At 72.3% G+C, this 15,620-nt stretch carries 12 protein-coding genes; 4 read left to right on the plus strand and 8 right to left on the minus strand.

The window, feature by feature from the left end; translation table 11 throughout:
* Positions 1 to 6: 6 nt before the first annotated feature.
* From ACZ4SF_RS17620 to ACZ4SF_RS17650, 7 genes are all read right to left on the minus strand, one after another.
* Complete coding sequence (locus ACZ4SF_RS17620) at positions 7 to 1,473, minus strand: aldehyde dehydrogenase family protein (protein ID WP_468384759.1); 1,467 nt, start codon at positions 1,471 to 1,473, stop codon at positions 7 to 9.
* A complete protein-coding gene (locus tag ACZ4SF_RS17625) occupies positions 1,466 to 2,596 on the minus strand; it encodes an aromatic ring-hydroxylating oxygenase subunit alpha (protein WP_468384762.1) in 1,131 nt (376 codons plus the stop codon). Before ACZ4SF_RS17625 ends, ACZ4SF_RS17620 begins: the two co-directional genes overlap by 8 nt.
* Entirely contained in the window at positions 2,593 to 3,798 is a 1,206-nt protein-coding gene (gene solA / locus ACZ4SF_RS17630) for an N-methyl-L-tryptophan oxidase (RefSeq protein ID WP_468384765.1), read from the minus strand. Before solA ends, ACZ4SF_RS17625 begins: the two co-directional genes overlap by 4 nt.
* 9 nt (positions 3,799 to 3,807) lie before the next feature.
* Positions 3,808 to 6,312: a GcvT family protein gene (locus ACZ4SF_RS17635; RefSeq protein WP_468384768.1), complete on the minus strand. Its 2,505-nt coding sequence runs from the start codon at positions 6,310 to 6,312 to the stop codon at positions 3,808 to 3,810.
* Positions 6,313 to 6,381: 69 nt separating this feature from the next.
* Positions 6,382 to 7,008 carry an MBL fold metallo-hydrolase gene (locus tag ACZ4SF_RS17640; protein ID WP_468384771.1) on the minus strand — a complete coding sequence of 209 codons (627 nt, stop codon included), beginning with the start codon at positions 7,006 to 7,008 and terminating at the stop codon, positions 6,382 to 6,384.
* Positions 7,005 to 8,090: an S-(hydroxymethyl)mycothiol dehydrogenase gene (locus ACZ4SF_RS17645; protein WP_468384773.1), complete on the minus strand. Its 1,086-nt coding sequence runs from the start codon at positions 8,088 to 8,090 to the stop codon at positions 7,005 to 7,007. The genes ACZ4SF_RS17640 and ACZ4SF_RS17645 overlap by 4 nt, the downstream gene beginning before the upstream one ends.
* 446 nt (positions 8,091 to 8,536) lie before the next feature.
* Positions 8,537 to 9,376 (minus strand): IclR family transcriptional regulator, encoded by an 840-nt coding sequence (locus ACZ4SF_RS17650; RefSeq protein WP_468384775.1) that lies wholly within the window; start codon positions 9,374 to 9,376, stop codon positions 8,537 to 8,539.
* 300 nt (positions 9,377 to 9,676) lie between these two features.
* Here ACZ4SF_RS17650 and ACZ4SF_RS17655 point away from each other — a divergent pair, with 300 nt between their 5' ends.
* Positions 9,677 to 10,000 (plus strand): bifunctional 3-phenylpropionate/cinnamic acid dioxygenase ferredoxin subunit, encoded by a 324-nt coding sequence (locus ACZ4SF_RS17655; RefSeq protein ID WP_468384778.1) that lies wholly within the window; start codon positions 9,677 to 9,679, stop codon positions 9,998 to 10,000.
* A gap of 106 nt (positions 10,001 to 10,106) precedes the next feature.
* Positions 10,107 to 11,297, plus strand: coding sequence for an NAD(P)/FAD-dependent oxidoreductase (locus tag ACZ4SF_RS17660; protein ID WP_468384780.1), 1,191 nt, complete (start codon positions 10,107 to 10,109; stop codon positions 11,295 to 11,297).
* 102 nt (positions 11,298 to 11,399) lie between these two features.
* Here the strand turns inward: ACZ4SF_RS17660 and ACZ4SF_RS17665 are convergent, their stop codons facing one another.
* Complete coding sequence (locus tag ACZ4SF_RS17665) at positions 11,400 to 11,933, minus strand: hypothetical protein (protein WP_468384783.1); 534 nt, start codon at positions 11,931 to 11,933, stop codon at positions 11,400 to 11,402.
* Between the two features lie 421 nt (positions 11,934 to 12,354).
* Here ACZ4SF_RS17665 and ACZ4SF_RS17670 point away from each other — a divergent pair, with 421 nt between their 5' ends.
* Positions 12,355 to 15,180 (plus strand): nitrate- and nitrite sensing domain-containing protein, encoded by a 2,826-nt coding sequence (locus ACZ4SF_RS17670; protein ID WP_468384786.1) that lies wholly within the window; start codon positions 12,355 to 12,357, stop codon positions 15,178 to 15,180.
* The gene (locus ACZ4SF_RS17675) at positions 15,177 to 15,611 is read left to right on the plus strand and encodes a roadblock/LC7 domain-containing protein (RefSeq protein ID WP_468384788.1); all 435 of its coding nucleotides are present in this window, start codon (positions 15,177 to 15,179) and stop codon (positions 15,609 to 15,611) included. The genes ACZ4SF_RS17670 and ACZ4SF_RS17675 overlap by 4 nt, the downstream gene beginning before the upstream one ends.
* Positions 15,612 to 15,620 lie beyond the last annotated feature (9 nt).

Below are 15,620 nucleotides of genomic sequence, written 5' to 3' on the forward strand. Positions count from 1 at the left end.
GTCCGGTCAGCCGAACCAGCCCTGCGGTGCCGGCGCGGTGTTGCGCCAGATGTGTTTCGTCTCGCGGTACTCGGCGAGTCCCGCCGGTCCGAGTTCGCGGCCGAACCCGGACTGCTTGTAACCACCCCATTCGGCCTGCGGCACGTACGGGTGGTAGTCGTTGATCCAGACCGTGCCGAGCCGCAGGCCTGCCGCGACCCGGGCGGCCCTGGCCCCGTCCCCGGTCCACACGGCGCCCGCGAGGCCGTAGACCGTGTCGTTGGCGAGCCGGACGGCCTCCTCCTCACCGGTGAACCGCTCCACGGTCAGCACCGGACCGAACGACTCCTCCCGGACCACCGACATCTCGCTCGTGCAGGCGTCCAGCACGGTCGGCAGGTAGTAGAAGCCGGCGTCGTAGCCGGGCCCGGCGGGCCGGGCGCCGCCGCAGCGCAGTACCGCGCCCTCCGCGAGCCCCTGCGCGACGTAGGCCTCGACCTTCGCCCGGTGCGCCGCCGAGATCAGCGGCCCGGTCTGCGCCTGCTCGTCGAACGGCCCGCCCAGCCGGACCAGCCGCGCCCGCCGTACGACCTCGTCGACGAACCGGTCGTGCAGCGAGTCCTCGACCAGCAGCCGGGCGCCGGCCGAGCAGACCTGCCCGGAGTGCAGGAACACCGCCGTCAGCGCCATGTCGACGGCGGCCTCGAAGTCGCTGTCCGCGAAGACGATGTTGGGGTTCTTCCCGCCGAGTTCCAGCGCCACCTTCTTCACCGTGCCGGCCGCCGCCGCCATCAGCCGCCGGCCGGTCTGCAGGCCGCCGGTGAAGGAGAGCAGGTCGACGTCCGGATGGTCGCCGAGCGGGGCGCCCGCCTCCGGGCCGGCGCCGAGCACCAGATTGGCCACACCCGGCGGCAGTCCCGCCTCGGTGAGCAGTCGTACCAGGTGGATCGCGGTGTGCGGGGTCAGCTCGCTGGGCTTGAGCACGAAGGTGTTGCCGGCCGCCAGCGCCGGGGCGACCTTCCACGCGGTCTGCAGCAGCGGGTAGTTCCAGGGCGTGATCAGCGCGCAGACGCCGACCGGCTCGTACACCACCCGGCTGTCGACGTCCTCCCGCCCCGTGTCGATCGCCCGCCCGCTCTCACCGGCGACGAGCCGCCCGAAGTAGCGGAAGCAGTCGACGACGTCGTCGATGTCGTACGCGCTCTCCACCAGCCGCTTGCCCGTGTCCAGGGACTCGGCCCGGGCCAGCTCGGCCTTGTCGCGCACGAGGAGGTCCGCGACCCGCTGGAGCAGGTCACCACGCCCGGCGGCCGGTGTACGCGGCCACGGTCCGGAGTCGAAGGCCCGCCGGGCCGCCCCGATGGCCTCCACCGTGTCCTTGCCGCCGGCCTCGTCCACGACTCCGACCAGCGAGCCGTCGGCCGGACAGCGGATCTCCCGGGTGCGCTCGTCCAGGGCGCTGCGCCACGCGCCGTCGATGTGGAGATCAGGCACGGGCGTCTCCCAACCGGGTCAGCAGCCAGTCGTGGAAGAGGCCGATGTGGTGCTCGCTGGGCACCAGCACGCCCCCCTTGCGGTACGCGCGCGAGGCCATCGCCGGCTGGGTGCGCTCGCACGCCTCGAAGTCCTGGGCGTTGACGCGGTGGAACAGCTCCACGGACTTCGACACGTCCGCGCCCGACGCGACCACCTCGGGCGCGTACAGCCAGTCGCACTCCACCACGGTGCGGTTCTCGGCCAGCGGGAACATGCGGTGCAGGATGACGTGGTCGGGGACCAGGTTGACGAACACGGTCGGCTTGATCGTGATCGCGTAGTAGCGGCGGTCCTGGTCGGTGGTGACCTCGGGGAGCCGGGCGAAGCCCTCGCTGCCGTCCACCGTGAAGCCCTTGATCTCCTCGCCGAACTCCGCGCCGTGGCCGACGTAGTACTGGGCCGCGTAACCGTCCGCGAACTCCGGGAGCACCTCGGTGAGTTCGGGGTGGATGGTTGCGCAGTGGTAGCACTCCATGAAGTTCTCGACGATCAGCTTCCAGTTGGCCCGCACGTCGTAGGTGATGCGCTTGCCGAGGGCCAGCCGCTCGGCGCCGTAGTGCTCGACGGCGGCGGCGTCGCCGAGCCGTTCCACCGCCGCTGACATCACCGTGTCCTCGAAGGAGGGCGGTTCGTCGGCCAGGCACACCCAGGCGTAGCCCAGCCACTCCCGCAGGGCCACATTGATCAACCCGTACGCGACCCGGTCGACGTCCGGCATGTTGATCAAGTTGGGTGCCGCGATCAACTTGCCGTCAAGGTCGTACGTCCATGCGTGATACGGACACTGCAACGTGCGCCGCACCTCGCCGGACTCCTCGGTGCACAGCCGCGCCCCGCGGTGCCGGCACACATTGAGGAAGGCACGCAGCTCACCGGTGCGGGTGCGGGTGATGACGACGCTCTCACGGCCCACCTGGACCGTGCGGAACGCGCCCGGCCGGTCCAGGTCGGCGCTGCGGACAGCGCACAACCACATCGACTCGAACAGCTTCTCCTGCTCCAGCCGGAAGATCTCCGGGTCGGTGTAGTAGTGGCCCGGAAGCGTCGCGATGAGGCTCGGGGAGATCGGGGTCGTCGTCACGGGCGGACTCCTCGGGCGGACGCGGCGGCGGTGGAGGTCCCCCCGCTCGGGCGAGGTCGGGAGCGGAGGCGGGCGGGGTCGAACAGGCCGATCGGGTGCGGGGTGGAACCGGTGAGCGCCAGGTCGGCCAGGATCTCGCCGACCACCGGCACGAACTTGAAGCCGTGCCCGGAGAAGCCGCAGGCCACCGTCACCGACTCCGGGTGCGCGGGGTGCCCGGCGATCACGAAGTGCTCGTCCGGGGTGTTGGTGTACATGCAGGTCGCGGCCTTGAGGAAGGTGCCGGGCAGGTCCGGGATGCAGCGGGACATGTGGTCCGCCATGGCCCGCACCTCGTGCTCGTGCACGGTCCGGTCGATGGTCTCGGGGGTCGTGACCCGGCCCTTCCTGAAGAAGGCGACCTTGGCGCCCAGTGCGGGACCGTCGATGGCCGGGAAGCCGTACACCTGGACGCCGGCCGCGTCCTCCCAGACGTAGATCGGATGGTGCTCGGGGACGAACCGTGCGGTACCGCCCTTGGGCTGGAACCAGTACATGATCTGCCGCTCGACGGTGAACGGCACACCGACATCGGTGAGCAGCTGCGGCGCCCACGCGCCAGGACAGATCACCAGCCTGCCTGCTGTGTACGTGTTCTCGGCGGTGTGCACGCGCACCCCGTCCCGGTACGGCTCCCAGCGCAGCATCGGTTCCTCGAAGTGCAGCTCGGCGCCCTGCCGGGTGGCCAGCTGGAGGTGCGCTGCCACGGTGTTCTCGGGCCGGAGCAGGCCGGCCCTCTTCTCGTACAGCGCCACCTCGTCGTCGTCCGGGTTCAGCGTCGGGAAACGCCGGCGGATCTCCTTGGCGTCGAGCATCTCGTGCGGCAGGCCCCACCGCAGCGCCGAGCGCAGCGAGCCGGAGACGGTCCGGGACTGCGGGCGCCCGACCATCACACCGCCGCTGAGCACGGCGATCTCCCGGCCGGTGGCCCGCTCCAGGTCCTCGTACAGCTCGTAGGCGCGCAGCAGCAGTGGTACGTAGGCCGGGTCCTCGAAGTACGACTGCCGGGTGACCCGCGAACCGCCGTGGCTGGAGCCGCGGTTGTGGACCGGGCCGAACTTCTCCAGGCCGAGGACGCGGGCGCCGCGCGCGGACAGGTGGTGGGCGGCGGCGCTGCCCATGCCGCCGAGACCGATGACGATGACGTCGTAAGACGGTGACACGGGCGCCTCCTAGCGACGGATACGGGTCATCTTCGGGTCGAACAGCGGCTCCTCGGCGACCGTGGCCGGCACCTTCTCGCCGAAGTACTCGATGTGAACGCCGGTTCCGGTGGTCAGATGTGCCGGGAGCCAGGCGTACGCGACGCAACGGCCGAGGGTGTAGCCGTACGAGGCGCTGGTCACGTAGCCGGCACAGGCACCGTCGGCATACACCGGCTCCTTGCCGAGGACCACGGCGGCCGGGTCGTCGAGCAGCAGCGGGGTGAGACGGCGGGTGGGCTCACCGGCACGCTGGAGTGCGGTCTTGCCGACGAAGTCCTCCTTGTCCATGCGGACGGCGAAACCGAGGCCCGCCTCGTACGGGGTGTGTTCACCGGTCATGTCGGTGCCCCAGGCCCGGTAGCCCTTCTCCAGGCGGAGGGAGTTGAACGCGGAGCGGCCGGCGGCGATCACTCCCAGGTCCTGCCCGGCCTCCCACAGCGTGTCCCAGAGCCTGAGGCCCAGGTCGGCGGTGGTGTACAGCTCCCAGCCCAGCTCACCGACGTAGCTCAGCCGCATCGCCGTGACCGGCACGTGTCCGAGGTACGTCTGCTTCGCCCGGAAGTAGCCGAATCCCTCGTGGGAGAAGTCGTCCCTCGTGAGCGGCTGGACCAGCTCACGGGCGAGCGGGCCCCAGACGCCGATGCAGCAGGTGCCGGAAGTGATGTCCCGTACCTGCACGTCGGCGGGGGCGTGGCGGAGCAGCCGGTCCAGGTCGGCGGGGGAGTTGGCGCCCACCTGGAAACGGTCGGGGTCGAGGCGGGCGACGGTCAGGTCGGAGCGGATGCCTCCGGTCTCGTCCAGGAGCAGGGTGTAGGTGACCGCGCCGGGCTTCTTGCGGAGGTTGTTGCTGGTCATGCGGTCGAGGAAGGCAAGGGCGCCGGGACCGGTGACCTCCAGGCGGCGCAGCGGGGTCATGTCGTACAGGGCGACCCTCTCGCGGGTGGCCATCGCTTCGGCGGCGGCGACGGGGGACCAGTAGCGGGCCGACCAGGCGTCGCGCTCGGGCAGATCGCCGAGGGCGTGCACGAGCGGGGCGTTCGCTGCGTACCAGTGCGGACGCTCCCAGCCGGTGCCCTCCAGGAAGAACGCGCCGAGCTGCTCCTGACGGGCGTGGAAGGGGCTGACCCGCAGCGGACGGGGCTGCTCCATCGGCTGCAGCGGGTGCAGGACGTCGTACACCTCGGCGAACTGCTGTGAACCGCGTTCACGGACATACGACGGTGAACGCTGCGCTTCCTCGAATCGCGTGAGGTCGCACTCGTGCAGGTCGATCGACGGCCGCCCGTCGACCATCCACTCGGCGACCGCCTTCGCCACCCCGGCGGAGTGCGTCACCCAGACCGCCTCGGCCAGCCAGAAGCCCCGAAGCCGCCGCGCCTCGCCGAGCACCGGCATGCCGTCCGGCGTGAACGAGAAGACCCCGTTGAACCCGGCCTCGATGCCGCTCTCGCGCAGCGCGGGCAGCAGCCGGCGGCAGTCCTCCCAGCTGGGCGCCCAGTCCTGCGCGGTGAACGGGTACGACGACGGCATCTCCATGTCCTGGGCGCGCGCCTCGTCGTACGCCGGGACCGCGAACGGGTCCACCGGCATCGGCCGGTGCGCGTACGAGCCGATCCCGATGCGGTCGGCGTGCTCGCGGAAGTACAGGTCGCGGTCCTGGAAGCGCAGGATGGGCCGTGTGGCCTCGGCCGTGGCGCCGCTCAGCTCGGGCAGCGGCCCCGTCATCGCGTACTGGTGCGCAAGGGGTTGCAGCGGTACCTCGACACCGGCCATGCGGCCGATGACCGGCCCCCAGAAACCGGCCGCGGACACGACGTGGTCGGCCGGAAAGGTGCCCCGGTCGGTGACCACCGCGGTGACCCGGCCGTTCTGCTGCTCGATGCCGGTGACCGTGTGCCGGTCCAGGAAGCGAGCGCCGCGAGCGGTGGCGCGGTCCGTCTGGGCGCGGGCCGCGAGCAGGGCCCGGGCCAGGCCGTCGTCGGGGGTGTGGAAGCCGCCGAGGACGACCGACTCGTCCAGCAGGGGCCAGAGTTCCTTGCAGCGGGCCGTGCTCACGACCTCGCCGCGAATACCCCAGGAGGCGGCGTAGCCGGCCCGGCGGTGCAGGTCGGCCAGGCGCTCGGGCGTGGTCGCGAGTTCCAGTCCGCCGACCTGGCTGAAGCAGGAGACTCCGTCCGCTTCCAGGGAGCAGAACTTCTCCACGGTGTACTTGGCGAACGCCGCGAGGGTCCTCGACGGGCTGGTCTGGAAGACGAGCCCGGGCGCGTGCGAGGTGGAGCCGCCCGGGGCGGGCAGCGGGCCCTGCTCGAGGACGGTGACGTCCGTCCAGCCGCGGGCGGTCAGCTCGTCGGCGAGGGAACAGCCCACGATGCCGGCGCCGATGACGACGACGCGGGGGCCGTGGGGACGGGTTCCGGTGGTGTGGAGCCGGCGGTCGGCCGTGCCGGGCTGGTCTCCGGGTGTGCTGGACATGCCCCTCCTTGTGGTGGCGGGGACGGCAGAGGGCGGGAGGTCGCTTCAGTCAGAGGGCGGGAGGTCGCTTCAGACGGCAGGGACGTTCGGCCGCTCGGCGGCGATCGTCGTGTCCTGGCCGTGACCGGTGTGGACGACGGTGGCGCCCGGCAGGGTGAGCAGCCGCGCGCGGACGGACTCCTCGATGGCCGGGCGGTCGGAGTACGAGCGGCCGGTGGCACCCGGACCGCCGTGGAACAGGGTGTCCCCGGTGAAGACCGTGTCGAGGAAGGGGGCGTACAGGCAGCAGCTGCCCCAGGTGTGGCCGGGGGTGTGGACGACCTGCACCTCGATGCCGGCGACCGGGAGAACGCGGCCGTCGGACAGTTCGCCGTCCGGCTTGCGGTCCGGATGCGTGCGGGACCACAGTTCGTGGTCGGCGGGGTGGAGCAGGACGGGGGCGCCGGTGAGGCGGGAGAGCGTGGGCGCCGCGTCGATGTGGTCGTCGTGGGCGTGGGTGCAGACGATGGCGGTGACCCGGCGGCCGGCGGTGGCGCGGTGGATCGCCCCGGCGTCGTGCGCCGCGTCCACGACCAGCACCTCCTCGTCGTCACCGATCAGCCAGACGTTGTTGTCGACGTCGAACGTCTGGCCGTCCAGGCTGAACGTGCCCGAGGTGACGAGCCGCTCGACGCGTACCGTCCCGCGGACGCTCACAGGACCACCACCGAGCGCAGCACCTCACCGCGGTGCATCTTGCCGAACGCCTCCTCCACCTGGTCGAGGGCGATCGTCTCGGACACGAACGCGTTGAGGTCCAGCAGGCCGTACAGGTACTGGTCGATGAGGAACGGGAAGTCCCGGCTCGGCAGGCAGTCGCCGTACCAGGAGGACTTGATGGCGCCGCCGCGCGAGAAGACGTCGATCAGTGGGAGTTCGACCTTCATCTCGGGGGTGGGGACGCCGACCTGGACCAGCAGGCCGGCATGGTCGCGCATGTAGAAGGCCTGCCGGAAGGTCTCGGGCCGGCCCACGGCGTCGATCGCGATGTCCACGCCGAAGCCGTCGGTGAGCTCGCGTACGGCCTCGACCGGGTCCGCGCCGCGGGAGTTGACGGTGTGCGTGGCGCCGAACTTCTCGGCCTGGTCCAGCTTCTTGTCGTCGATGTCCACGGCGATCACCTTCATGGCGCCGTTCAGACAGGCGCCCGCGATGGCGGCGTTGCCCACACCGCCGCAGCCGATGACGGCGACCGAGTCTCCGCGGCCGACGTTGCCGGTGTTGACGGCTGCGCCGTAACCGGCCATCACCCCGCAGCCGATGAGGCCGGCCGCTTCGGGGCGCGCGGCCGGATCGATCTTCACCGCCTGCCCCACCGCGACCAGCGTCTTCTCGGCGAACGCGCCGATGCCCAGGGCGTTGGCGAGCGGGGTGCCGTCCGGCAGGGTCATCGGCTGGGCGGCGTTGCGGGAGTCGAAGCAGTACCAGGGCCGGCCGCGGCGACAGGAGCGGCAGCTGCCGCACGGCGCCCGCCAGGCCAGCACCACATAGTCGCCGGGCCGCAGCTCCGTGACGCCCGGACCGACCGCCGCGATCGTGCCGGCCGCCTCGTGGCCCAGCAGGAACGGGAAGTCGTCGGTGATCGCGCCCTCCCGGTAGTGGAGATCCGTGTGGCACACCCCGCAGGCCTGCACATCCACGAGGACCTCACCCGGGCCCGGATCGGGGACGACGATCGTCCGCACCTCCACGGGTGCGCCCTTCTTCACAGTGACTACGGCACGGACCTCGTGTGGCACGACAAGCTCCTCTGCTGTTGCGCATTGCACGATGGGTTGCGCGATGGGGAACATACTGAGAACGGCGTCATGGGGCCGTCAAGAGGTGCGCGTTAACCCTTGGCAAAGGGAACCTGCGGGGCGAAACCTCCGGGACACACTGCGGCGCGGTACCGGGAACGCCCCGGTACCGCGCCGCCGTTCGCGCGGTGCCGCTCGGAACTCCGGCAGGTGTCAGGGGCCGCGGGGAGTGGGCTTTGGCCCAGATCTGCCGGGGGGACTGTGGCCAGGACCTGCCCCACCGGGCAGGACTGTGGCCCGGATCCGCGGGGAAGGCCTGGCCCGGGCCTGCGGGGGAGGGCTGTGGCCCGGGCCTGCGGGGGAGGGCTGTGGCCCGGGCCTGCGGGGGAGGGCTGTGGCCCGGGCCTGCGGGGGAGGGCTGTGGCCCGGACCTGCGCGGCCCTCGCTCAGAAGCCGTAGCCCATGCGCCGGGACAACTCGGCGCCCGCTGCCACCGTCCGCTTGGCCACCTCCGGCAGCCGGTCGGCATTGAGCCGGTACACCGGCCCCGAGACGCTGATCGCCGCGATCACCTTGCCGTCGTGCGCCCGCACCGGCGCCGCGACCGCCGCGAGGCCCAGCTCCAGCTCCTCGACCGTGACGCCGTACCCCTGCTCGACCACGGCCTGCAACTCGGCGCGCAGCATCGCCGCACCGGTGATCGTACGGTCCGTGAACCGCGGCAGTGCCCGCGCCAGCAGGCCCTCGCGCAGAGTCGGCGACATGTGCGCGAGCAGCACCTTGCCGCTGGACGTGGCGTGCAGCGGGGTGCGTCTGCCCAGCCAGTTCTGCGCGGTCACGGACGCGGTGCCGCGGGCCTGCATGATGTTGACCGCCGCGTCGTCGTCCAGCACGGCGATGTTGACGGTCTCGCCCAGTTCGTCCGCGACCTCCCGGCAGACCGGGACGCCCTCCTGCGAGATGTCCAGACGCACTGCCGCCGCCCCCGCGAGGCGCAGTACGCCGGCCCCCAGGTAGTACTTGCCGCGGTCCTTGGCCTGGGCCACCAGGCCGCGGTTCTCCAGGACGCCGAGCAGCCGGAACGCCGTGGACTTGTGCACGTCCAGCTCCTCGGCGATCTCGGTGACGCCGGCCTCGCCGTGGCGGGCGAGGATCTCCAGCACACTGACGGCACGGTCCACCGACTGCACCGCGCTTGCCGCTCCGCGGCCGTTCTGCCTGCCGCCGGCCCCTGGGTTCCGTGTGGTCTCCTCGCTGCGGTCAGGCTGCTTCTGCGTGCGGGTCATGGCTCAACTCTCACCCCTCGTGGGCCCGGTTCGGGCCGCATCTGCGGGAAGCCCTTGACGCGACGGTCGTCCCGCCCAGATTCTGTTGCGCATGGCGCTTACTTGTGCGCTATACGAAACATCATGTTACCGAACCGTCCGGATCCCGGAAGGGCGCCGGACCACCCGGACCGACGACGGTCCGTCACTCCCTTACCGCTGCACCGGGCCGGGCCCACGAGGGCCGGGGCTCCCGGCAGCATCCCTGACGCCTGCACCGAGCAGGTCCGGACCGTATGTCCCGGACCGAGAGGGGGGCCCGTGATTCCCGTCTGCCGCCTCGAAGACCTCCCCGAGGGCGAGTCCGTCCGCGTCGATACGGCACCGCCGGTCGCCGTCTTCCGCACCGAGGACGGGGAGTTGTACGCCATCGACGACACCTGCACCCATCAGGACGCATCCCTCTCCGAGGGCTGGCTGGAGGGCTGCCTGGTCGAGTGCCCGCTGCACGCCGCCTCCTTCGACCTGCGCACCGGCGAGCCCACCTGCCTGCCGGCCCGGCGCCCCGTCCGCACGCACCGCGTCACCGTCGAGGACGGCGTGGTCCACGTCCACCTGACCGCGGAGGAGGGCACGGCCGCATGAGCACCGCCGGGCAACGGCAGCCCGCCTCCGCCCCCCTCGGCCGTCCGCCCGGTGCGGCACCGGCTCGCCCCGACCGCCCCGCCCCCGACACCAGGAGCCGTGCCGCATGAGGACCGTGACCATCGTCGGCGCCTCCCTCGCCGGGCTCTACGCCGCCCGCGAACTGCGCGCCCAGGGCTTCGACGGCCGACTGGTGATCGTCGGCGAAGAACCCCACCGGCCCTACGACCGCCCTCCTCTCTCCAAGGACTTCCTCACCGGGCGCACCGACGAGAACCGGCTCGCTCTCGCCGACGCCGACGAGATCGCCGAACTGAGTGCCGAGTGGCTGCTCGGCGTCCGCGCCCGCGGGCTCGACCCCCGCGGCCGCACCGTCCTCCTCGGCGACGGCCGCACGGTCTCCACCGACGGTGTGGTCATCGCGACCGGCGCCACCGCCCGCCGGCTGCCCGGCGTCAGTCCCGCCGGCGTACACACCCTGCGCACCCTGGACGACGCCCGTGCCCTGCGCGCGGCCCTCGCCCGGGGGCCCCGCCGGATCGTCGTCATCGGCGGCGGCTTCATCGGCGCCGAGACCGCCTCCTCGTGCGCCCGGCTCGGCCACACCGTCACCGTGGTCGAGGCCGCACCGCTGCCGCTGGCCCCCCAGCTCGGGCCGCAGATGGCCACCGTGTGCGCCGCCCTGCACCGTCGCGGCGGCGTGGAGCTGGTCGCCGGGACCGGTGTGGCAGGACTCCGCGGCACCGCCACGGTCACCGGGGTCGATCTCAACGACGGCCGCAGCCTGCCCGCCGACCTCGTGATCGTCGGCATCGGCGCCCTCCCTGACACGGCCTGGCTGACGGGCTCGACGCTCGCCCTGCGCGACGGTGTGCTCTGCGACGACGGCTGCGTGACCTCCCTGCCTCAGGTGGTTGCGGTCGGCGACGTCGCCCGTGTCGGCGGCACGCGCGCCGAGCACTGGACCTCCGCCACCGAGCAGCCCCGCGTCGCCGTGACCAACCTGCTCGCCGGCCGCACCCTCGCGACCGTCCGCACGGTCCCGTACTTCTGGTCCGACCAGTACGGCTCCCGGATCCAGTTCGCCGGCCGCTACCGCGAGGGCGACACCGTCCACCTCTCCGAGGGCGACATCACCGACGACGGCGGCCCCGGAGAGGCCGGCCTCCTCGCCCGCTGCACACGGGACGGCCGCACGGTCGCCGTACTCTCAGTGGACCGGCCCCGCGCCTTCATGCGAGCCCGCCGTGAGCTCCAACGGGCTGAGCGGCAAGGGGTGGAGCCGGCCGCGCTCTGACGGACGGCCGGGTGCCGACCGACGAGCCGGGTGCCGACGGACGGGCGGGTGCCGACGGACGGGCCGGGTGTGCCCGTGGCGTGATCACCGCGGCCGAGCGGGTCAGGAGTGCGACAACTGCCCGGCGCCGCCCCGACGCCGTATCCGCTCCTGTTCCCGCAGGACCGCCCGCTCCTGGCGCCGCCGGGCGCGTCGTTCGCGCCGGAGCGCCCGGGCCGTGCTGCTCGGCTCGGAGACCACGCCGTACCGCTGGCTCCACACCTGACGGGTCACCCACACGTCGACCACGGCCCAGGTGGCCACCACAGTGCTCGCCACACCGCTGATCACCATGGGGAACGCCAGCCAGGACCCCGCCAGCGTGCACAGGAACGCCACCATCGCCTCTATCAGCGTGACGGCGATGACGATCAACGCCCGCACCGCCGCTCTGCGCACCGGGTCGGGCATCGGGTGCCTGCGCGCGGGCTCTTCCACCCACAAGGGCCGGTAGTCCGACTGCTGTTCGTCCCAGACGGCGTCAACGGTGCGCTCACGCCCCGGAATGTCGCGATCCGGCGCCTCCCGGACCCGCCGCGCCTGCGAACGCACCGCCACGCTCTCACCGGACGCTTCGCGCCGCTCCGCCGTCCCCATCACCGCGTCACTCCCCACCGCCGGCAGACCGCTCGCCCCCGGCGTCCGAAGACTCCGACTCCCCAGTGGCTGCCCGGCTTGCGCTGTTTTACGCCGCCCGAGTGCGGGATGCGGCTCCTGTGGCCCATTCCGCCCCCCATTTCCCGTAGAGAAGGACGAACGAGACGGCCCGATGATTCCCGACAGGCGAAAAAATCCAGCCAACCGCCACTGCATGTGGCTGCGGACGGACGGGCGACAGTGCCCGGATCGTGGTGACAATCTCCTGCAATGACCGGACAACTCGCCATGTCTCGCCGCTGGTGCGGAAGTTCGTCCTCCGGACATGCCTTCGAGTTAGCCGCGGGGCGGTAGTAGGCTCGCGCCGTTTGTTGACGGACATGTGCACCCCCGGCCGGCGGGGGTCGAGCTGGGGGAGGCCATGCGCTTTCGCGGGAAGTCGATCCGCCGGAAGATCGTGGCGCTGCTTCTCGTGCCGCTGGTGGCCCTGACCGCCGTCTGGGGCTTCACCACGGTACTCACGGGGCGCGAAGTGGCCCAGCTGTTCCGCGTGTCCGCCGTCGTGGAGGACATCGGCTACCCGGCGGAGGACACCGTCCGTGTCCTGCAGCAGGAGCGACGCCAGACCCTCGTCTATCTCGCCGACCCAAGAGCCTCCCAGGCCCTCTCGGCGCTGCACCGCACGCGCACCGCCACGGACCGGGCGATCGCCGCGATCCGCAAGAACGCCAAGGACCATGACCTCCGTGCCGGCATGGACGCGGACGACAGCGAGCATCTGACCGCCGTCCTGGATGCCTTCGGCGGCCTCGAGCCCCTGCGCCGCAGCGTCGAGCAGGGCACCGTCACCCGGGCCCAGGCCCTCGAGCTCTACAACCGGCTTGTCGACCCCTGCTTCGCGCTGCTGGGGTCCCTGGACGGCATCGACGACGTCGAGGTCGACAAGCAGGCCCGCGCCCTGGTCAACATCACCCGCGCCCGGGAGCTGCTCTCCCGCGAGGACGCCTTGCTCGGCTCCTCCCTCGTGGTCGGCCGGCTCACCCGCGAGGAGACCCGCGACATCTCCGACCTCGTCGCCCAGCGCACCCTCCTGTACGACATCAGCCGGCCGCTGCTGCCCGCCGCGGAGCGCGAACGCTACGAACGGTTCTGGAACAACGCCACCACCGCTCCGCTGCGCGTGGCCGAACAGACCGTCATCGGCGCCGGCTCCGGCACACCGCGCAATGTCACCGCGAAGGACTGGGACACCGCCGCGGCCACCGTCCTGGGCGAACTCGGCACCCTGGACGACCAGGTGGGCGACCGCTTCCAGGACCGGGTCCGCCCGGTGGCCGTGGGAGTCATCGTCCAGGCAGCCGTCGCCGGCCTCCTCGGACTGATCGCCCTCCTGCTCTCCGTCGTCCTGTCGGTACGGATCGGCCGCGGCCTCATCCGCGACCTGCGCCAACTGCGCCTGGAGGCCCACGAGGCGTCCGGCGTCCGGCTGCCCAGCGTGATGCGCCGACTGTCCGCAGGGGAACAGGTCGACGTCGAGACCGAGGTGCCGCGCCTGGAGTACGACAAGAACGAGATGGGCGAGGTCGGGCAGGCCCTCAACACCCTGCAGCGCGCAGCCGTCGAGGCCGCCGTCAAGCAGGCCGAGCTGCGGGCGGGCGTCTCCGAGGTCTTCGTCAATCTCGCCCGCCGCAGCCAAGTACTGCTGCACAAGCAGCTCACGCTGCTCGACAGCATGGAGCGCAGGACCGAGGACACCGACGAACTCGCCGACCTGTTCCGCCTGGACCACCTCACGACCCGAATGCGCCGGCACGCCGAGGGCCTGGTGATCCTCTCCGGCGCCGCACCGTCCCGGCAGTGGCGCCGGCCCGTGCAGCTGATGGACGTCGTCCGCGCCGCCGTCGCCGAGGTCGAGGACTACGAGCGCATCGAGGTCCGGCGGCTGCCGCGGGTCGCCGTCACCGGTCCCGCCGTCGCCGACCTCACCCACCTCGTCGCCGAACTCCTCGAGAACGCCACGGTGTTCTCGCCCCCGCACACCGCCGTCCAGGTCCTCGGCGAGCGGGTCGCCAACGGATTCACCCTGGAGATCCACGACCGGGGTCTCGGAATGACGGCCGAGGCACTCCTGGACGCCAATCTGCGCCTCGCCGAGACCCCCGAGTTCGAACTCTCCGACACGGACCGGCTCGGCCTGTTCGTGGTCAGCCGTCTCGCCCAGCGCCAGAACGTCCGGGTCTCCCTCCAGCCGTCGCCGTACGGAGGCACCACCGCCGTCGTCTTCATGCCGGACGCCCTGCTCACCGACGACGTCCCGGACACCAACGGCATCGGATTCCGGCTGGACCGGGACCGCTCCGCGAAGGGCTCCGAGCAGGCGGTGGGCCGTGCCGCCGGACGGTCCCACGGCCCGCTGCAGCTGCCCGGCATGCCCACCTCCCTGCTGGACGGCCCGGTCGAGCTGGAGGCCCCCGTCGATCTCGACGCCCTCGGCGACTTCCCCGGTGCCCTGACGGACGAGGACAGCGAACGCGGCGGTCTGTTCCGCTCCCGGCCCGTACGCCCAGGTGCCGAGGACCAGGCAGCCGCTGCGCCCGACGACCGTGTCGCGCCTGACGAGGCCGGCGACCGCGGACCGATACCACTGCCACGGCGGCAGACGCCCAAGCTGGTCAGCTCGCACGGCAAGCCTGTCACCGGCCGGCGTCCCCGCCGACCGGACCAGCAGCCCTCCGCCGCAGCGCCCCGCTCCGACACGGGCGGACTGGCCCCGCTGCCTGCCCGGCGCCGCGGCACCGCAGCCTCCCAGCGCCCCGCCGGCCTCGGCGACCCCGGCGAGAACCGCACGTCGGCCCCGGCCGGCGGCGCCGACGAGACGCCCGGGGAACCCGCCCTGCCCAGGCGGACCCGGCCCAGCGCGTCCGGCACCGGCGGACCCGCGGACCCGGCACCGCCTCTCGGCAGCACGGCCGCACCCTCGGCCGACACGGCCGACACGGCCGCCGAACCCGGCGCCGGGCCGCTGCCCCGGCGCGTACGCCAGGCCAGCCTGGCCCACCAGCTCAAGCAGGACTCCGAACGGCGCGCCGAACCTGCGGCACAGCCCGCCGACCGCGATGCCGACGAGGTCCGCAGCCGAATGGCCTCGCTCCAGCGCGGCTGGCAGCGTGGCCGGGAGGAGAACGCCGCGGGCGACGGGGCCCGGAACGGCACAGCACCAGGAACGACTAAGGGGGACGGTCGATGACCGCACCGAAGGCCACCGGCCACACGGCGACGAACAAGGGGGAGCTGAACTGGCTCCTCGACGAGCTCGTCGACCGGGTCGCCAGCATCCGCAAGGCCGTCGTGCTGTCCGGCGATGGACTGCCCACGGGTGTGTCCAAGGACCTGACCAGGGAGGACAGCGAGCATCTGGCCGCCGTGGCGTCCGGCTTCCACAGCCTCGCCAAGGGCGTGGGCCGCCACTTCGAGGCGGGAAGCGTCCGGCAGACGGTGGTCGAGCTGGACGACGCCTTCCTCTTCGTCACCGCCGCCGGCGACGGCAGCTGCCTCGCCGTCCTCTCGGACGCCGACTCCGACGTCGGACAGGTCGCCTACGAGATGACACTCCTGGTCAAGCGGGTCGGTGTGCATCTGGGCACCGCTCCGCGCACCGATCTGCCCGCAGGCGGGTAGTGGGATGAC

Source organism: Streptomyces sp. NPDC027663 (genome assembly GCF_055566415.1).